The sequence below is a fragment of the Shewanella sp. MM_2022_3 genome, assembly GCF_022557375.1.
GTDB classification, from domain to species: domain Bacteria; phylum Pseudomonadota; class Gammaproteobacteria; order Enterobacterales; family Shewanellaceae; genus Shewanella; species Shewanella xiamenensis.
The window spans coordinates 43,069-62,944 of the sequence record NZ_JAKZGV010000022.1; the positions used below are offsets into that span (position 1 = coordinate 43,069).

The 19,876-nt window shown below is 46.1% G+C and carries 14 protein-coding genes and 1 tRNA gene; 13 read left to right on the forward strand and 2 right to left on the reverse strand.

Annotation, left to right across the window (positions count from 1 at the left end; all coding sequences use genetic code 11):
• Positions 1-36: 36 nt before the first annotated feature.
• From dnaX to nadE, 9 genes are all read left to right on the forward strand, one after another.
• Positions 37-3,111, forward strand: a complete 3,075-nt coding sequence (gene dnaX, locus MMG82_RS12730) for a DNA polymerase III subunit gamma/tau (RefSeq protein ID WP_241406925.1) — start codon at positions 37-39, stop codon at positions 3,109-3,111.
• Positions 3,112-3,280: 169 nt separating this feature from the next.
• Complete coding sequence (locus MMG82_RS12735; RefSeq protein WP_047540411.1) at positions 3,281-3,610, forward strand: YbaB/EbfC family nucleoid-associated protein; 330 nt, start codon at positions 3,281-3,283, stop codon at positions 3,608-3,610.
• Between the two features lie 12 nt (positions 3,611-3,622).
• The gene (recR, locus tag MMG82_RS12740; protein ID WP_047536785.1) at positions 3,623-4,222 is read left to right on the forward strand and encodes a recombination mediator RecR; all 600 of its coding nucleotides are present in this window, start codon (positions 3,623-3,625) and stop codon (positions 4,220-4,222) included.
• Between the two features lie 279 nt (positions 4,223-4,501).
• The gene (htpG, locus tag MMG82_RS12745; RefSeq protein ID WP_241406926.1) at positions 4,502-6,415 is read left to right on the forward strand and encodes a molecular chaperone HtpG; all 1,914 of its coding nucleotides are present in this window, start codon (positions 4,502-4,504) and stop codon (positions 6,413-6,415) included.
• Positions 6,416-6,532: 117 nt separating this feature from the next.
• Entirely contained in the window at positions 6,533-7,396 is an 864-nt protein-coding gene (locus tag MMG82_RS12750) for a tetratricopeptide repeat protein (protein ID WP_241406927.1), read from the forward strand.
• 141 nt (positions 7,397-7,537) lie between these two features.
• Positions 7,538-8,182 (forward strand): adenylate kinase, encoded by a 645-nt coding sequence (adk, locus tag MMG82_RS12755; RefSeq protein ID WP_037417813.1) that lies wholly within the window; start codon positions 7,538-7,540, stop codon positions 8,180-8,182.
• Positions 8,183-8,262: 80 nt separating this feature from the next.
• Positions 8,263-9,309, forward strand: a complete 1,047-nt coding sequence (hemH, locus tag MMG82_RS12760) for a ferrochelatase (protein WP_055647122.1) — start codon at positions 8,263-8,265, stop codon at positions 9,307-9,309.
• A 190-nt stretch (positions 9,310-9,499) separates the two neighbouring features.
• The gene (locus MMG82_RS12765) at positions 9,500-10,804 is read left to right on the forward strand and encodes an inosine/guanosine kinase (protein ID WP_088585710.1); all 1,305 of its coding nucleotides are present in this window, start codon (positions 9,500-9,502) and stop codon (positions 10,802-10,804) included.
• A 136-nt stretch (positions 10,805-10,940) separates the two neighbouring features.
• Complete coding sequence (nadE, locus tag MMG82_RS12770; RefSeq protein WP_241406928.1) at positions 10,941-11,771, forward strand: ammonia-dependent NAD(+) synthetase; 831 nt, start codon at positions 10,941-10,943, stop codon at positions 11,769-11,771.
• A gap of 89 nt (positions 11,772-11,860) precedes the next feature.
• Here nadE and MMG82_RS12775 read toward each other — a convergent pair whose 3' ends face one another.
• Positions 11,861-12,385: a hypothetical protein gene (locus MMG82_RS12775; RefSeq protein ID WP_240292114.1), complete on the reverse strand. Its 525-nt coding sequence runs from the start codon at positions 12,383-12,385 to the stop codon at positions 11,861-11,863.
• A 172-nt stretch (positions 12,386-12,557) separates the two neighbouring features.
• Between MMG82_RS12775 and MMG82_RS12780 the strand changes: the two genes are divergently transcribed.
• Positions 12,558-14,024: an alpha/beta fold hydrolase gene (locus tag MMG82_RS12780; RefSeq protein WP_241406929.1), complete on the forward strand. Its 1,467-nt coding sequence runs from the start codon at positions 12,558-12,560 to the stop codon at positions 14,022-14,024.
• Here the strand turns inward: MMG82_RS12780 and MMG82_RS12785 are convergent.
• A complete protein-coding gene (locus MMG82_RS12785) occupies positions 14,021-16,195 on the reverse strand; it encodes a diguanylate cyclase (RefSeq protein ID WP_241406930.1) in 2,175 nt (724 codons plus the stop codon). The genes MMG82_RS12780 and MMG82_RS12785 overlap by 4 nt on opposite strands.
• 358 nt (positions 16,196-16,553) lie before the next feature.
• Here MMG82_RS12785 and MMG82_RS12790 point away from each other — a divergent pair.
• The 3 genes from MMG82_RS12790 (at position 16,554) to MMG82_RS12800 (ending at position 19,540) form a co-directional block, all read left to right on the forward strand.
• Positions 16,554-16,630: transfer RNA gene (locus MMG82_RS12790), tRNA-Pro, on the forward strand.
• 197 nt (positions 16,631-16,827) lie between these two features.
• Positions 16,828-17,664 carry a site-specific integrase gene (locus MMG82_RS12795; protein ID WP_241406931.1) on the forward strand — a complete coding sequence of 279 codons (837 nt, stop codon included), beginning with the start codon at positions 16,828-16,830 and terminating at the stop codon, positions 17,662-17,664.
• Positions 17,665-17,734: 70 nt separating this feature from the next.
• Entirely contained in the window at positions 17,735-19,540 is a 1,806-nt protein-coding gene (locus MMG82_RS12800; protein WP_241406932.1) for a hypothetical protein, read from the forward strand.
• Positions 19,541-19,876 lie beyond the last annotated feature (336 nt).

Consider the following 19,876-nt stretch of genomic DNA (forward strand, 5'->3'; position numbering starts at 1 on the left):
GTACCAACATTCTTGTCATGCACATTGGGGAGTTCCATGTCATATCAGGTGTTAGCCAGAAAATGGCGCCCTGCCACATTCGAACAGATGGTCGGCCAAAGTCATGTGTTGCACGCATTAACCAATGCGTTAACCCAGCAACGTTTACACCATGCGTATCTTTTTACGGGCACGCGCGGCGTGGGCAAGACCAGTTTGGCGCGTCTCTTTGCCAAAGGTCTTAACTGTGAGAAGGGCGTAACGGCTTCCCCCTGTGGTGTGTGTGGCAGCTGTGTCGAAATTGCCCAAGGCCGTTTTGTCGACTTAATTGAAGTCGATGCCGCCTCGCGTACCAAAGTCGATGACACTCGTGAACTCTTAGATAATGTGCAATATCGTCCGACCCGAGGCCGTTTTAAGGTTTATCTGATCGACGAAGTACACATGCTTTCCCGCAGCAGTTTTAATGCGCTGCTAAAAACCCTCGAAGAACCGCCAGAGCATGTGAAGTTTTTGCTGGCGACCACTGATCCGCAAAAGCTGCCGGTGACTGTGTTATCCCGCTGTTTGCAATTTAATTTAAAGAGTTTAACCCAGCAGGAAATTGGCACTCAGCTACAGCATATTTTAACCCAAGAGCAATTGCCCTTTGAGCACGAAGCCCTAACTCTGCTCGCCAAAGCGGCCAATGGCAGCATGCGTGATGCTTTAAGCTTGACCGATCAGGCCATCGCCTTCGGTGGCGGCACGGTAATGCTTAATCAAGTGCAATCTATGCTGGGCAGCATCGATGAGCAGCATGTGCTGGGCTTACTCAAAGCCTTAACCGATGCCGATATTGGCGTCTTGATGCAAAGCTGCGCACAGGTGCTCGCCTATGGCGCGGACGCCCAAGAAGTGCTGCGCAGTTTACTGGAATTACTGCATCAGATTACCCTGACTCAATTTGCGCCAGCCGCCGCACAGCAATCCCTTTACAGCGCGCAAATTCAGGCCTTTGCCGAGCAGTTAGCGCCTGAACAAGTGCAGCTGTATTACCAAATTTTACTGACTGGCCGTAAAGACTTACCCCATGCGCCGGATCCTAAATCGGGCCTCGAAATGGCGCTGCTGCGAGCGGTGGCATTTGTTCCCGAAAAGCCAGTAAAACGTTGGCAAGTCGAAGACCCAGCTAAGGTAAGTTTGCCTTCTCAGCAGCCAATGTCTGCTTCGCCCGCATCAAATATGCCCGCGGTAGAACAGACGGTTAATCAGGCTGTGGCTGAAAAAAAAACTTCGCTAACTTCCGCCGTTGATTCCCAAGCTTTGCCACAAGTTGCAGCAACGTCTGCGCTTGCTACGACTTCACTCGTCGAAGCATCGCAACAAACTTTATCCGATGAGGATGTTTTAGCTGTCGATGAGGATGAGGTTGATGAAGCGTTAGTGCTCAATGCTGCATTGATTGCCGAGCAGCAAGTGATTTTAAGTCAAGCCCAAAGTCAGGGCTTTGGCGCAAATGTGGATGTTGTATCGAATACTGAGACAGAAGTAAGTGCTGTTTCTATGCCTGCATCAAATATTGATGCTGAACATCATCAAGCCGCGGTTGTTGATACCGCTAGTGTTAACCTTAAGCCTTACGCCAACCAGTTAACAGAACCTACAGTGGCATTATCTAATGAAAATGATGTCGAGGAAGAGACTCAAACGAGTGTTAACGAAAGTGTAGATAAGTTAACGCCTGATACTTATTCAGCTGAGTCTTACGGGCAATACGATTATGCCGCCGCGCCGCTGGATGCATATCAAGATGATTATGCGCAATTTATATCTGAGGAGCAGGGCGCATTCTCTGATATAGAAGATAATTCGTTTAATCGCGACAGTGCTCAGTCTATTGATCATAGCCATGTTATGCATGAGTCTGCTGTTCATGGACATACCGCTCAAACGTCTGCTACACCAACACAAAAGTCGCAGTCTATTGCCGAAAGCTCTGCTTCAACAAGCCCTCTGGCTTCAACAACTCCTCCGGCTTCAACTACAGTGTCCCTCGATGATGACGATATTTTATCGGCGGTATTAGCGGCGCGTGACTCTTTGTTATCCGATCTTGATGTGCTCAGCACCAAGGAAGGTGATGGAAAAAAGTCGGCAGCGGAAGTTAAGCTTAAAACCCCGAGCCAGAGTGCGCATACTGCTCCAGTCTCTCACGCGCCAACACATAAAACGCCTTCAGTTGATGCTTCTATCGAGCCGCAAGTTGTCATTAATGAGTCCGATAACGACTTTGAGCTGCCCTTTGACGACGATTTCGAGGCCGAGATCCATCTTGAGTCACTATCCAATGTCACGCCGACTCCGCAGTTTGATCCAAACGATCGCCCGCCATGGGAAGAGGCGCCTGTCGTGGCAATGGATGAGGCAAGCTCATTGGCTGCTAGCTCACACCTACAAAGTGGTGTGAGCGCGCCGCAAAAATCAGTTGGTGCGGCAGTATCTGGGCATGCTTCGGCTCAAACCTCGACAATCGATACCGAAGTGGAAGAGATTAAGACTGATCTGCAACGCACTGAAGCAAATACCGTGCTGCAACCGTCTCAGACACAGGAATTATCACAGACGCAGCAACGGACCCAACAGTCACCGCCAAGCGAGACGGTTTCATCGGCGTCATCCACCGCATTAGCGCTGGCGCAATCGATTACAGGGCATCCCTTAGACTTGCACTGGTATAAGCTCATGGCGAGCCTAGAGATTGGCGGCCGTGTGCGTCAGTTGGCGGTAAACTCGGTTTGTCAGGTGCAGGCTAACCCTTTGCCATTACTGTTAAAACCCGATCAGAAACACTTGGCGGCGCAGGTGGCCATTGAGCAACTCGAGCAAGCCTTAACCGCAGCCCTTGGGAACCCAAGGCAGGTTGAGGTGGTCATAGGAACCGATCCTTCACGGGAGACGCCCTTAGAGATGCGTAAACGTTTTCACCAAGAGTTACTGCAACAGGCGCAGCAGTCGCTAATAATGGATGACAATGTGCAATGGCTGATTAACCGCTTTGGGGCTGAGCTTGAGAAGGATAGCTTGCTCTATCCGCCTGAACTGTTAAATCAGCGCAGCGGGCTTATTCCTGCGTTACCTGAGCCCGAGTAATATTTCCTCTGTGCATATGCTGCGTGGAGTGGCAGAGTTTGTTAAAAACTCGCTATCAAGATCATAAGTTTAGCGATGGGATATCGGCATTGATTGCCAATCCCATTTATTTCAGTAAGATTAGCCAGCTTAAAAGCTTGCGACTAACCCTAATAGAAGAGAAATGACTATGTTTGGAAAAGGCGGTATGGGCAATCTGATGAAACAAGCCCAGATGATGCAAGAAAGAATGGCAAAAATGCAGGAAGAAATTGCCCGCATGGAAATGGTCGGTGAATCAGGTGCGGGTCTGGTTAAAGTCACCATGACTGGCTCACACACAGTACGTAAAGTCGAAATCGATCCAAGCTTGATGGAAGACGATAAAGAGATGTTAGAAGATTTGATCGCGGCAGCCTGTAACGATGCCGCGCGTCGTATCGAAGAAAACCAAAAAGCCAAAATGGCCGAAGTGACTGGCGGTATGCAATTACCACCAGGCATGAAAATGCCATTTTAATTGAGATAGACAATGAAATTTAGTCCCCTGCTTGACGAGTTAATTCAGTCCCTGCGTTGTTTGCCAGGGGTTGGGCCGAAATCGGCTCAACGTATGGCGTTTCAATTGCTTGAGCGCGATAGAAAAGCTGGGCTTAAATTAGCCTCGGCGCTGTCGAGTGCCATGAGCGATATCGGTCATTGTCAGTCTTGCCGAACCTACACTGAAGAAAGCCTCTGTCCGATTTGTGCTAGCCATAAACGCGGCTCGTCTTCGACAATTTGTGTGGTCGAAACGCCAGCCGATGTGTTAGCCATTGAAGCAGGTGGACATTTTACGGGTCGCTATTTTGTTTTGCTGGGCCATTTATCTCCCCTCGATGGCGTGGGGCCTGAAGAGTTAGGCTTGGCGCTATTAGAGCGTCACTTAGCCTCTGGCGATGTTGCTGAGCTGATTTTAGCGACTAATCCTACGGTTGAAGGTGAGGCCACAGCCCACTTTATCGCCGATATGGCAAGGCGCCACAAGGTGCTGATCAGCCGCATTGCCCACGGCGTGCCCGTGGGTGGCGAACTGGAATATGTCGACAGCACCACCTTAGCGCTGTCCTTCAATGGGCGTATCCCGCTGTAGCCTGTGATGGCCTAAAGAGTAAACCCGCTGGCCCAGTGCTCGCGGGTTTTTATTTTATGGCTGTATTTGTTTAGCGAACACGCCCTAGCGTGTCTAGGTCTAATATTCCTTTCTTAATTCTGACATAGGGATAGCGTAATTTCGGTTTGATACTGCCTTATTTTTCGCCATTTGATCTGTGATTTTATCTCCCCCCTTGAAAAGTGGATTTGCAGCCCCATTTTATAAAGCACTGAGCGTTTGCTTTAACCAAATTGCGTAACAAATAAGGAAAATTTCATGTCACAACAAGAAACTCATGGTTTTCAAACTGAAGTCAAACAGCTGTTGCATTTGATGATCCATTCTTTGTATTCCAACAAAGAAATTTTCTTGCGTGAACTGGTCTCTAACGCTGCGGATGCGGCCGATAAGCTGCGTTACCTTGCGTTAACCAACGACGCGTTATACGAAGGTGACGGTGAGCTACGTGTGCGTATCAGCGCAGACAAAGAAAAAGGCACTGTGACCATCGAAGACAACGGCGTGGGTATGACCCGCGATGGCGTGATTGAGCATTTAGGTACGATCGCCAAATCGGGCACCGCTGAATTCTTTAAAAACCTCTCTGGTGAAGCCTCAAAGGATTCGCAGCTAATCGGTCAATTCGGTGTGGGCTTCTATTCCGCCTTTATCGTAGCGAAAAAAGTCACCGTTCGTACCCGTGCTGCCGGCCATAAGGCCGATGAAGCCGTATTGTGGGAATCGGAAGGTGAGGGTAGCTTCACCGTTGAAACTATCACCAAGGCGAGCCGTGGTACTGAAATTACCCTGCACCTGCGTGATGAAGAGAAAGAGTTTGCCGATGAGTGGCGCCTACGCTCCATCATCACTAAATACTCAGACCATATTTCAATCCCAGTAGAAATGTGGCAGGAAGGCACCCCTGAGCGCGATGGCCCAGACGGTGAAAAAATTCCTGCAACCGAAGGCTATTGGAAGGTCATGAACAAGGCGACCGCGCTGTGGATGCGTAATAAGTCTGAGATCACTGACGAAGAATACCAAGAATTTTATAAGCATATTTCCCACGACTACACAGACGCTCTGCTGTGGAGTCATAACCGCGTTGAAGGTAAGCAGGAATACACTAACCTGTTGTATATCCCTTCAAAAGCGCCGTGGGATCTGTGGAACCGCGACCGTAAGCATGGCCTGAAACTCTTTGTGCAGCGCGTGTTTATTATGGATGACGCTGAGCAGTTTATGCCATCTTACCTGCGCTTTGTGCAGGGTTTGATTGACTCAAACGATCTGCCGCTGAACGTGTCCCGCGAGATTTTGCAGGACAACCACATCACCAAAGCGATGCGCACCGGTATCACTAAGCGTGTGCTGGGTATGTTGGAAAAACTGGCAAAAGACGATGCGGAAAAATACCAAAAATTCTGGGCCGAATTTGGTCAAGTGTTGAAGGAAGGTCCAGCGGAAGACTTTGCAAACCGTGAGCGTATTGCAGGCTTACTGCGTTTTGCGTCGACCCATACGGGCAGCGCGGCACCAACTGTGTCACTCGATGACTACATCAGTCGCATGAAGGAAGGCCAAACCAAGATTTATTATATCGTTGCCGATAGCCACGAAGCCGCGGCTAACAGCCCACACTTAGAACTGCTGCGTAAAAAAGGCATCGAAGTGTTGCTGATGTCAGAACGTATCGACGAGTGGTTAATCAATCACTTAACCGAATACAAAGAGAAGCAACTGCATTCTGTGACCCGTGGCGAGCTGGAATTAGGTGAGCTGGAAGATGCGGCCGAGAAGGAAGCGCAGGAGAAACTCGCCGAAGAGTCTGCGCCTTTGGTTGAACGCATTAAAGCGGCATTAGGTGCTAGCGTGGCCGATGTGAAAGTCACTTCACGCTTAACCGATACCCCAGCCTGTGTGGTCACGGGTGAAGGTGAAATGTCGACCCAAATGATCAAACTGATGCAGGCTGCCGGCCAGCCAGTGCCAGAGGTCAAGCCGACGTTTGAGATCAACCCTGCGCACCCATTAGTGTCGCGGTTGAACGATCTTCAGGATGAAGCCGCCTTTGCCGATTGGTCGAATCTGTTATTGCAACAGGCGCAATTGTCGGAGAAGGGCAGCCTAGCGGACCCATCGGCCTTTATTAAGCTGATGAACCAAATGTTAATGGCAAGCCTGAAGTAAGACATTCGGGGCACTTGAGTCGAGACACAAGTGCCCCGATTCCGTTTTAGGCAGCGCGAGTCGCATTACCCTAGGGCATTTCCCCGTAGAGGTGCCAGTTTGGGAGGAAGGAAAACCATGGACAATATCCTCGATCTAACGAAAGACAATATTCAGCAAGTGGTTGATGCTTCAATGCAGCAACTGGTGGTGATGGTGTTTTGGGCCCAGCCACAGCCGCAGAGTGTTGCCATGGTGCAAACACTCGAGCAACTTGCCACCCAGCATGCTGGCCGTTTTGTGCTGGCGAAAGTGAACTGTGAAACTGAGCTGGAAATCGCGAACTATTTCCGCATTCAAGCACTGCCGACCACCTTAGTGCTCGATAAGGGCCAACCAATCGATGGCTTTGCGGGCATGCAGGAGGCGGCGCAGGTGAGCGCTATGCTGGAGAAACACTTGCCTCCGTTATGGCAATTGCAGCTTGAGCAAGCCAAAGCCTTGTTAGCCTTAAGCCAAGTATCGGCGGAGGATTTAACCACTGCGGCCGTGTTGCTGAAAGACGCCTATAGCGCCTCAAATCATGCTGCTGAGGTGAGTTTGGTGCTCGCCGATGTGTATTTGATGCAGGGTGAACTCGCCCAAGCGCAGACTTTACTCGAACAGATTGGCCTTGCCTATCAAGACGGTTATTACCAGAGCTTAAAGGCGAAATTAACCCTTGCCTTGGATGCGGCAGACACGCCTGAAATTCGTGATTTACAGCAGAAGTTTGAGCATAATCCGCAAGATTTAGTGTTATTACTCGAACTTTGTAAAGCCTTGCATTCAGCTCACCGCGATGAAGAAGCACTTGCGCATTTATACGGTGTGTTATCTAAAGACTTGAATGCCGAAAATGGCAAAATAAAACAAGTCTTTATGGAGATTTTAACAGCCCTTGGTCAAGGTAATAGTCTTGCTAACCAGTACCGTCGCAAGCTGTATACCTTGCTCTACTAAGGATAAAATTTGCCACAAAACGGCGATTTATTTGCGGTTTCTGAGGCTAAAGTCGAAGCTAAAAGCCTTCTCAATGGCGGTCAGATGTGCGAAGATCGCCGCCCTAAGAAGAATATCAATGCGAAAAAGAGGACTCTTGAGATGCGCATTATCCTATTGGGCGCCCCAGGTGCCGGTAAAGGTACCCAGGCCCAGTTCATTATGGAACAGTATGGTATCCCACAAATTTCTACTGGCGATATGTTACGTGCAGCTGTTAAAGCCGGTACTCCGCTGGGTTTAGAAGCGAAGAAAGTGATGGATGCAGGCCAACTGGTTTCTGATGATCTGATCATTGGACTGGTTAAAGAGCGTATCGCACAGGACGACTGTGCTAAAGGTTTCCTGTTAGACGGTTTCCCACGCACTATCCCGCAAGCGGATGCGATGGCGGCAAACGGTATCAGCATTGATCACGTGATTGAAATCGATGTGCCAGACGAAGAAATCGTTAAGCGTATGAGCGGCCGTCGCGTTCACCCAGGTTCTGGCCGTGTTTACCACGTGGTATTCAATCCACCTAAAGTGGAAGGCAAAGACGATGTGACTGGCGAAGACTTAGCGATTCGTCCAGATGACGAAGAAGCCACAGTGCGTAAGCGTTTAGGCATTTACCACGAACAAACTAAGCCATTGGTTGAATACTATGGCAAAGTGGCTGCGGCGGGTCACACTCAATACCATAAATTTGATGGTACTCAGTCGGTTGCGGCTGTGAGTGAACAGTTAGCCAGCGTGCTGAAATAAGCATCATTCACTAAATTCGAGAACAAGTTCTCATATTAAGAAAAAGCCTGCGATTGCAGGCTTTTTTTATTGGCAACTGAATGTTAGCCTGCCGAGGTATTAGGCTGATAAAAGGTAACACATTGACTTCTCCCTCTCCTGCGTTTGGCGTGTTATTGGTCAATCTCGGCACGCCCGATGAACCCACTCCCAAAGCGGTTAAGCGATTCCTCAAACAGTTTTTAAGTGATCCTCGGGTCGTCGATTTGTCCCCTTGGCTGTGGCAGCCGATTTTGCAGGGGATTATTCTTAACACCCGCCCCGCCAAGGTGGCCAAATTATATCAGAGTGTGTGGACGGAGCAGGGCTCGCCGCTAATGGTGATAAGCGAGCAGCAGGCACAAAAATTAGCCACGGATCTGAGCGCGACCTTTAATCAAACTATTCCCGTTGAACTCGGCATGAGCTATGGCAATCCTTCGATTGATAGCGGCTTTGCCAAACTCAAAGCCCAAGGCGCCGAGCGTATCGTGGTACTGCCGCTGTATCCGCAATATTCCTGCTCAACTGTCGCCAGCGTGTTCGATGCGGTGGCGCAGTATTTTGCTAAAGTGCGCGATATTCCTGAGCTGCGCTTTAGCAAACAGTATTTTGACCATGAAGCCTATATCGCGGCTTTAGCGCATTCTGTTAAACGCCATTGGAAAACCCATGGCCAGGCTGACAAGTTGATTTTATCCTTCCACGGTATTCCGCTGCGGTATGCCACTGAAGGCGATCCCTATCCTGAGCAGTGTCGCACTACCGCCAAGTTACTGGCACAGGCTCTGGGATTAACCGATGGACAATGGCAGGTGTGTTTCCAATCCCGCTTCGGCAAAGAAGAGTGGTTAACCCCTTATGCCGATGAACTGCTGGCCGATTTACCCCGCCAAGGCGTGAAAAGCGTTGATATAATTTGCCCAGCCTTTGCCACCGATTGCCTCGAAACCTTAGAGGAAATTTCGATTGGTGGTAAAGAGACTTTCCTGCATGCGGGTGGTGAGGCCTATCACTTTATTCCCTGTTTAAATGATGATGAGCTCCATATCGAGCTGCTCAGGCAATTGGTACAAGAACAAGCTCAACCTTGGATACGCGCAGAGTGACGGTAAATTTCTCCCGTTGAAACCTAAACACGGCCTAGTTTCATGCTGATTTTATGGTAGAATCTGCGCCCTTTGTGGCTCGGGAGTGGATTTTTTATCTCTCTAGCCTAGACTCATTATTTTTAGGACACAATGAGCCAACGCTCGTTGTAATGCCCATTAGCATGGATGCCAGGAAAAGAGAGCCACTATGAAGTTTCCCGGTCAGCGCAAATCGAAACATTATTTTCCGGTCAAAACCCGTGACCCATTGCTTGAGCAATTAACGCAGCAACCTCAACCTTTTGCGACTTATATCAGCGGTATCGATCAAACCTTAGTGGATATTGAAGCCAAGGTAGAGGATGAGTTGCTCGGCCGTTATGGTTTACCCAAGGGTAATTCGACGCTTATCAATGATGAGCAAGCGCACGCCCTGTATACCGAGCTGAAACAAAACGGTTTGATCAGCGATGAGTTTGCGGGCGGCACTATTGGTAACACAGTGCACAATTATTCTATTTTGGCCGATGACCGCTCTGTGTTGTTTGGGGTGATGAGTCAAAATATCGAAGTCGGCAGTTACGCCTACCGTTATCTTTGCAACACCTCCTCTAAAGTAGACCTTAACTTCCTGCAACCCGTCGATGGCCCCATAGGTCGTTGTTTTACGCTGATTTCTGATTGCGGTGAGCGTACCTTCGCGATCAGTAAAGGGGCGATGGATAAGTTAACCCCAGAATACATTGATAAAGACGTAGTACAGGGCAGCTCTGCCTTGGTATTAACCGCCTATTTAATGCGTGCCAGCGGCGGCGACAGGATCACCGATGCGGCCATGTGCGCGATTGAATATGCCAAAGCAGCCGAAGTCCCTGTGGTATTGACCTTAGGCACACGCTTCTTAATCGAAGAAGATCCGGTTTGGTGGCAAAACTTTATCCAAGAGCATGTGACCATTTTGGCGATGAACGAAGATGAAGGCGAGGCGTTAACTGGGTTTCGCGATCCGCTGCTTGCCAGCGAAAGAGCCCTCGAGTGGTGCGATATGGTGTTAACCACCGCTGGCCCAATCGGGCTTTATACCGCAGGTTATACCGATGATGCCGAAAAGCGCGAGACCACTCATACGCTGCTGCCAGGTGCTATCCCTGAATTTAACCGTTATGAGTTCTCACGTCCTAAGCTCAAGAGTGACTGTGAAAATCCGATTAAAGTCTATGCCCATATTTCCCCTTACATGGGTGGACCGGAGAAAATAGGCAATACCAATGGTGCGGGTGATGGCGCGTTGTCGGCGTTATTGCACGACTTGGCGGCCAATACCTTCCATAAGACCAACGTGCCAGGCTCAAGTAAGCATAAGCGTGATGGCTTATGTTATTCATCCTTCTCACAAATTTGTAAGTACGCTAACCGCGTGGCCTATGAGGTATTAGCGCAGCACAGTCCGCGTCTCTCACGCGGTTTACCCGAGCGAGAAGACAGCTTAGAAGAATCCTACTGGGAAAGATAAACCAGAATTGGTTTCTGTTAATAAGGGCAATAGCGGCAAACCGTTATTGCCCTTGTTGTTTTTAGGCGCAAATAAATGATAACGTTAGGCGGTTTACCGCTCCCAATAACAGCGAATATTTAAGGTGGAATTTTCGGTGAAAGCGCAGATCTTAAGAGAAATGAAGGTACTCAAGGCGATTGAGCCTGAGTTTGAAGTGCAGCGCCGCGTGGCGTTTATTAAAACCAAGCTCAAAGAGGCCCGCAGTAAGGCGTTGGTATTAGGGATCAGCGGAGGTGTGGATTCATCGACGGCGGGGCGTTTATGCCAGTTGGCCGTTGATAGCCTCAATAGTGAACATCCCGAGGGTGGTTATCAGTTTATTGCAGTGCGTTTACCCTATCAAATCCAAAAAGATGAGTATGAAGCTCAGCAAGCGTGCCAATTTATTCAGCCATCAAAATTAGTTACAGTAAATGTGCATCAAGGTGTTGATGGCGTGCATCAAGCCACCTTAAGTGCGTTTGTTGAGGCGGGACTGAGTATGCCGGATGAGGCGAAAGTGGATTTTGTTAAGGGCAATGTTAAAGCGCGGATGCGCATGATTGCCCAGTATGAGTTAGCGGGATTAGTCGGCGGTTTAGTGGTGGGGACTGATCATAGCGCCGAAAACATTACCGGTTTTTATACCAAATGGGGCGATGGTGCCTGCGATCTCGCGCCTTTATTTGGCCTCAATAAACGCCAAGTGCGCCAATTAGCGGCCTATCTCGGTGCTCCTGAGTCATTAGTTTATAAAGCGCCAACGGCGGATTTAGAGGACAACAAACCGCTACTCGAAGATGAAGTCGCGCTCGGGCTGACCTATGAGCAAATTGATGATTTCCTCGAAGGGAAGGTCGTTGATAAGGCAGTCGAAGAGAAGCTTATCAATATCTATAAGGCCACCCAACATAAGCGCCAGCCCATTCCAACCATCTACGACTGATTTTTATCACTAACCTTGGCATAGGCAATGCTATCTAGGTTTTCTTTTAAAGCACTCGACCTATCCGGGTGCTTTTTTATAGAATATTATCAAGCAGATACGTTTTGTAGATGCGAGCGCGTAAGCGCAATCAGGGCATTAGAGTATTGGCGATAATCCAAGTAGGGCGTGAGTAGCACTTGTTTCTTCTGTACTGAGGAAGTTTGCATTATTTCAGTGACATCTTGCAGCTTACCCTGTGACGCATGCATCAGCGGTTGATAGGCAGTTTGTCGGTTTGATAGTGGTGTATTGAACAGCTCAGTACTCAATCCCAAAGGCTTCGCGGCAGCTTGCCCACACACAATGTGAATGCTGGCATGGGGCGATAGGGCACTTGCACCTATCAAGAGCATTTGGTGTTTTTTGAGTAATAAGTTGTCGCGATAGTGGCGCCAATCTTCACTGGGGGCGCAAATTTTGGCCATAATGGTGAAGATCTTACGCCAGTGGTTACCGTTTAAGGCGATGAGTTCTGCTATCGCGTTATCCTGCTCCCAATGCCAATATTCAGGCATGAGTGGGGGATTAGGGAGATAAAACGCATAGGACGCTGTGGCTGGACCAATATGCATATTAAGTAAAATTTGCGAATATCAAATAAAAGTGACGCGGATCTTAACCTAAGTAAACTTAATCGCGACAATTAAAATGCCATCAAAACAAATCTTAAATATGAATGTTGAGGTTTATTTTTATCTAACCGTATAATCTGCATGCGTATTTTATCGGAACCATGGGGCAGCAATGAAAGCCATTATCATAGGCTCAACTAAACATTTATTTTTCGCTGCCTTTTATGGCTGTTTAGGGATTGCTGTTGCCTTATTAGTGACTGGAATCTATTTTCTCAATGCTAAACCCGATCTGTCCCTCTGGCACACGACTGAGTTAAAACACGAATTCCACTACAACACTAAACTTGATAACTTTCGTGATTACATTGCCTTAGAAGATAAGCTCTTTGCCGAGGTTGATAACAAAGTACTCAAAAAAGTGTCGGCGGCAGATGCATCGCCAGTCAATCGTTATGTTAAAAATAGCCTTGCCGATCCCGCGAGATGGCCACAAAACTGGAATCGCAGTTTTGAATGGCCTAAAGCCAATGCGCCTTTTGGCGTATTGTTGCTCCATGGTATGTCAGATTCACCCTATGCCATGTCTAACGTGGCAGCACATTTTAAGGGCAAAGCCCATGTACTTGGATTAAGACTCCCTGGACATGGCACCATTCCTAGTGGTTTGACGAGCCTTTACTGGCAAGACTTAGCCGCCGCAGTGAATTTGGCAACGGCGCACATGAAACAAGAGCTTAAAGGTAAGCCGTTATTTGTTATTGGCTTTTCAACGGGCGCCGCAGTGGCACTTAACCATGAACTTGAACTGATTAATCAAGATAAAGCGCCCGATTATGCAGGGATGATTTTTATATCGCCAGCTATTGGGCTTGCTCCAATTGCGGCCGCGGCTCGCTGGCAAAGTTGGATAGGTCGCCTGCTCGACTTAGATAAGTTGCAATGGAATAGTATTCAGATGGAATACGATCCCTTCAAGTACATGTCTTTTGCCGTCAATGCCGGGGATGTCGTCTACCAATTGGCGTTACGTAACCAGAGTTTGTTAAGCGGATTAACGCCTTTGCAGCGTGAACAAATCCCATCGATTTTAAGCTTTCAATCCGTTGCCGATGCAACGGTATCTAGCGCAGCTGTTGTGAGTTTGTTGTATCAAACGCTACCGCAAAAGGGCCATGAATTAGTGCTATTTGATATGAATCGTACCGTTATCAACAGTAAGTTAATGACTAATGATCCACTACCCGCCTTGTTACCAACAGCTTCTGACAACATTCATTACCGTGGCACGCTGATTGAAAATATCAATAGCGAAACGACTCAGGTTCAAGCTCGGGAATTTGGATTGAGGCCACAGGATGAGTCGTTACCTCAGATTAAACACCTCCCGCTTTATTGGCCGGCGGGCGTGTATTCACTCTCCCATGTTGCGTTACCATTTGCTGAAAATGATGGCCTATATGGCATGTCAAGCAATGAGAAGCTAACCCGCATACAAATAGGCGCAGCCGCTTCCCGTGGTGAGCGAGGCGTTTATAGTGTGCCTGCTTCAGAAATGTTACGTCAAAAATGGAACCCCTTTTTCCCCTATATGATGGACCGAATTGAACAATATCGAAGTGCACATATGTCTAATTAGGATGTGATTAGGGTACAAACGACGCAATTGCGCCCTTGTTCCTTGGCCTTATAAAGGTTCTCATCAGCCTCTTTTAACCAGTCATCCAGTTTTGCACTATAGGCGGCATCAGCAATGATGGCGCCAATGCTAACGGTCACGCTAAACGTGACTTGATCTGTTGGGTTGGTGATGACCACGCTGGAAAGTTTCTCTTTGAAAGCATTAAGGTGTTGCTCGACTTTTGAGGCATTACACATTGGTAATACAAGTGCAAATTCTTCGCCACCATAACGGCAAAGCAAATCGACATCTCGCTTGAAGTGATTTGATAAAACCTCTGCCATGACACGTAAGCATTCGTCACCCGCGAGATGACCGTAGGTATCGTTCACTTTTTTAAAGAAATCGAGATCGAGTAACACTACCGCAATCGTATCCTTGCTACGTTCAGACAGATGCTGAATATGCAGGAACTGTTTTTCAGCATAACGACGGTTGTATAAGTTAGTGAGCGGATCCCGCTCCGCCATATCTTTTAATTTGCGGTTGGCGATTTCTAAAGCCATAGTGCGTTGTTTTACTTTATCTTCTAACTCGAGTTGATTGTTGAGTAGTGCTTGTTGTTTTGCTTCTAAGCTCTCGTACAGGCTATAGATTTCTTGAGGCGTACTGTTGTCTAGCAGTCCATGCTCAAACTTCTCCTCATTAAAACTGCCATCTTTTGTTTGACTAAAATGCTGAGCCAGCAAGGCGAGGGGCGTAGTGGTTAAACGACTAATTACCTTAGCAATTATCATGGCTGCGACCATGCTGATTAACAGTAGCCCTACCGTATTGAAATATTGTTTTTGCGCTAAGGTTAGAAGGGGGATAAAGGGCTCCAGAACATATAAATGCCAACCATTATTCAGTTGATGGTGAGCATAAATATATTCAGGGGGATCCGCTTCCTCCTGCAGATTTATATCCATCAGCTTTAATCGCGTGCGGTATTCAGTGCTGCCCGTTTTGAAGTTAAAAGGAGTTAAAGGGGTGAGCCTAAGTCTTTCGGATGAATAAACGATGTTCTTTTTCTCATCCAATAAAATGATGGACTGTGTCTCATGATGTTGATTTTGGTTATCAATACTAGAGAAATAACTTAAGTCTAGATTACCTTGCACAATGCCGATGGCAGTATTTGAATCTTCTTTAAAAATAGGGGTACTGATGGCAATGACAATTTCTTGATCTGGCCCTCTAGCAACAAATACGGGGGACACAAATGTGTTGTGGTGGGTTAAAGCTTGGATAAAGAAGTCCCTATCTTGCACATTAATCTTTTGTGCTATTTTTTTCAGTTTATCGAGTGGACTCCCAGCGACGATTTCCCCATGTGTATTGACAATAAACATAGCGGTAAAGCTGTGCTTAAGACTTTGCACACTCTCGAGGATAAGCTGCCATTGGTCAAATGGAGCTCCTGATATACTAAGAAATTTACCGATACTGGCAACGGTACTGGTGTTGGAACTGAGATAGGTTTCGGTGGCGTGACCGAGGAATATGCCAGTGTCATTCAGATTTTTATTAATTAAATCCTGCTGTTTATCCATAAAATACTGGTTAAACATTAAGGATGAGGTCAATAAAGTAATCGTGGTGATTAAAATAAATAGATAGCTGAGCTGAGCACTAAAGGTTCGGCGAGTGTGATTGACGATCTTATCTTTTAAATGCCATAAGCTAGGGAGCGCCACAACGCAAAGTTCCCCAATAGTAGCGTATAAAATGCCATTAACTGCTTGTTTTACCGTAGTAAAAGGGATGTGATAATTTGGCAGGCCCGTGATTAACCATAAGTACAAGCTTATTAATGGTACGCCCACTAACAACCAGTAGCCAATACTGGCATACAGAATGGGTACATCTTTGCGCCGCGCAAACCCCAGCCACAACGCCTCAAGTAAAAAGACGACATACACATGGGAACTGGACCAAGCCAACATCAAGCCTGTAGCTGTAAATAATGCAGTATAAAGGGCATACCAAGGCCCAAGCAGGATGGCCACTATCACTACTGCCGCATTACCTAAAATCAGCTGTACGTTAGCAAATAGTGGGATAGGAAAAATATTGATCACAAGACCGAGTAGGCCGAGTAGGGTGGCTAACTTTAAATGGCTGGCATTAAAGGATGGTAAAAGCAATGATAAGTCCCTTTCATGTAAATTATGCTTAAAAAGCAACCTGCTATCTCAGAATAGCGGATGGCATTTAGTTTAGCAGATCCGTCATTATTTGATATTTACAGAGCCATTTAAGTCTTAGTTTAAATCTCCGTCTGCGCGTTGCGAGTGCTTTAACGGGCAAACCGCCTCACTGCATTGCAAAATTTCACCATTCAGGCCAGAAACTAAGCAGTTGATCAAACAGACTTCACTAAGCACTTGCGTTGATTGAATCCAATTGCTACAGTCTGCGTCACTTAAGGTGAACCCCACTCGATAGCATCTTAAGTAATAAGTACTTAAGCTGATGTCATACAGTTCTATTAAGTGCAAATTTCGGTATGTAGCGCAGCCCGGTAGCGCACTGTCATGGGGTGTCAGGGGTCGGAGGTTCGAATCCTCTCATACCGACCAAATTCATAAGAACCAGCTTAATTGCTGGTTTTTTTATGCCTGACGATGACAGCAAGAGGCAAGCTCTTGAATCGCAAAACATAAAGTTTTGCTACTGCGCTACCGGGCTGCGCTACATTTCACTGAAACATTAAATCCTCTCGCTGAAATAAACGGCTTCTCCACTGTCACTTTGTACGAACAAAAAGGAACAGTGCATGAATGCTCATAATATAAGCAATAAAACGCCTCATCTTCACAGCTCGATTTCACATGCGATTGACTATTACATCCGTCATGCTGCCCAATACCAGAAAGCATTTGTTAATTCTGAACAGTACCGATACAAGCGTTTAAAAGTGGAACTTGGTTCTTATCGTTTAGTTGATCTTAGCCCTGAACTCATTAGGAGCTTCATAGACAGGCGATTAACCAAGGTTAAGCCCTCATCAGCAAAGCGTGACGTTTGTGCCTTACAGCGCTGCTGGAACTGGTACAGACGTGATTTAGGCATGCGATTAGATGATCATTTCAAACACGTACGTTTACCTGTTGATAACACTGTCAGGGAATTTATTCCTACTGATTTTCAGTTAAAGCAAATCATTGATTTACTGCCAATTCATGTGAAACCAATCATAGAATTACTGGCAGAAACTGCCTGTAGACGCAGTGAAATACTTAAGCTCACGGTTCAAGATGTTAACTTGCATCAACGAACCATCTATTTACGTAATACTAAGAATGGCTTAGATAGGGTTGTGCCACTGAGTAAAAAAGCCTGTGTGATCTTAAATGAGGCGATTAATCGGGGTAAAAACAAGCTATTCGATATTGAAGCTGATCATGTAACCAGACAGTTTAGAATCGCTGCTGATAAAGCGGGATGCCCTTTATGCGTAGTTCATAGCCTAAGGCATTACAAGCTGAGCAAGTTAATCTCACAGGGGATAGATCACGTTATTGTGGCTAAAATTTCTGGTCATCAAGACATTAGAATGTTGCAGCGTTATGTAAAGTTAGATGCTAGTGGACTTGCTCACTTAATGGATTAGTGATCCATGTTAAGGTTATCCATCACAAAAAATGGTAACCTTACCGTTTGAATTTTATGAGGAAGTAACATTGGCTGACACAGTAGTCACTGAAGAAAACAAGAGCATCTATTTAATCAATGGTCGCTGTGGCGGCAATAAAACAGGTTATATTGTTACTCAAATTGAATCAGCGCTCAGTGACAACCCTGACCAATGTATCATCTATGCAGCACCGACTAAGCAGGTGTTAAATGAAGTTTATTCGAACAGGCTGTTAGGTCTTGAATCATCCAGTAAACAATTGATCGTCTTTGACGAAGATATCAATGAGTCAGTCAATTCAATGATCACTGAAGTGTTAACTGAAGGTTATTGTGGCTGCCTTTTGATAACGCATTCAGCACTGTTTAATTTAGATGCTACACTGCTTGCAGATAAATGGATCATCATTGATGAGTCACCAGAGCAGACCGTTAGATTCACGACTATAGAATTTTTCGATAATGAACCCCCACACGAATTTCAAAGATTCAATGAGTTAACAGTCGCTTGTGATACTGATAATACAACGCACTATAGTCGGATAACTCCTAGCCGCTTAGAAAACGTACAATTGTTATTTGAGGAAGGCAGAAGTTTAAAGCGAGAATCATATATCTATAAAGAAATAGGACACAAGGTAAGGGAAAAACAACTTGCTGAAATGGCTTCTTTATACTTCGCAGCGGCTTCAGAACATGGCTACATCTACCAATCTACAGTAACTCATGAGCAAACGACGAAGTTGATTTATAGAGCCATTGAAACAGGTAACATGGTTCGAGTGGTTAACAGCGCCCCAAAAGTATGGCTTGCTAGCGCTGATTTTGAAGGTGGCCTACTTCATTTCTTACTTACCAAATATCATGACTTGAGCATTGTTCAAATCGAGAACACCGGTATTCCGCTAATACATGACAAAACAAATGTAACAATTTTACCTTTGTTAAGCGATGATAAGCAGTGGTCAAAGACGTTTGGCGAGTCAAACCGTGCGGCATTAGAAGGTTATGATTTTCCTGATATACCAGACTATTTCTTAGACAAAACCGTTTTTACTGAACTATTGGAATTTGGTACTTTCAGTATTCAAGCTGAAATCTATGACAATAAAGAGCTACAGACCAAATCGTTAATATTTGTCAATGTCGCCAAGCAAAGTGAATGTGGACATGACGACTTTGTTCAAGTCTCGACTCAAAGCCACGGTCAGAATAGCTATCAGATGCATCATCATGCCATTTGGATGGCCTCTTTACTGCCGAATCCAGATCAATCTTATGCATTGAAATACTTTTGTCGGCAAGTGGGTATAGATTATCAAGCCGCTAAAGAGTGTTTACGACACACTAGACAGTATGCACCAATGTATCAGGGTCTTGCTAGAACTTCGCTGCGTGTGGAAACTTCTACAGCGTCTAATTTATTTGTCGTTCCCGATACTGTCAGTGCTGAAGCATTGTTAAAGTGGATCCCAAATGCCACTATTGATACAAAATACCTATTCACATTGAAAGAGTTAAAGGAAAAGAAGCAAGAGTTTGATGCAAAGAGAGAAGAGCGGAGGACTCTGGCTTTTAAAATTTTTGAAGCACTATTGGGTATCAAACATGGCGGGAAAGCTGAAGTTTATAATTGGTTTAACGTTGACCGTAAGCAAGTTAGTCGACTGAAAGAAGAGTTTTTTGATGAATTATTAGTTTGCAATTTGCTCCCTGAAGTACTTGATGAACAGCGTGCAAAGGATGTGCAGCGATTGATGCAAGATGAGGGTATGACTATGAATAAAGCATGTAAAACTGTAGGTATAGATAGAAATAAATTTCGAAGAATCAATGATAATTTAGTTAGTTAGCTAACATCCGTCCATCCGTCTTTGCTAATCTTCAGTTTCAGTGTGCTTTTGCTTTTCTTCTTTTAGAGAGCTATGCCGCAAATGAACAACTTTTGAAATGGTTTTAGTATGGATCGATCTCCAAGCCTAAGGCGATTAACGCCTCATTAAACTCTTTATTATGTATTTTGCTGGGGGATAATCACAAAATTGCATACTGACTAAAACTAAGAGGCTGTTCATATTTCTATCCCTAGCTTTGAGTGTTCTAATCTGGCATGAATTTTTTCAATAATACCTATTTTCTGCCCTGTGAGTTAGATTGGCTCTAGAGATACAAAACTGTGTTAGTATGTT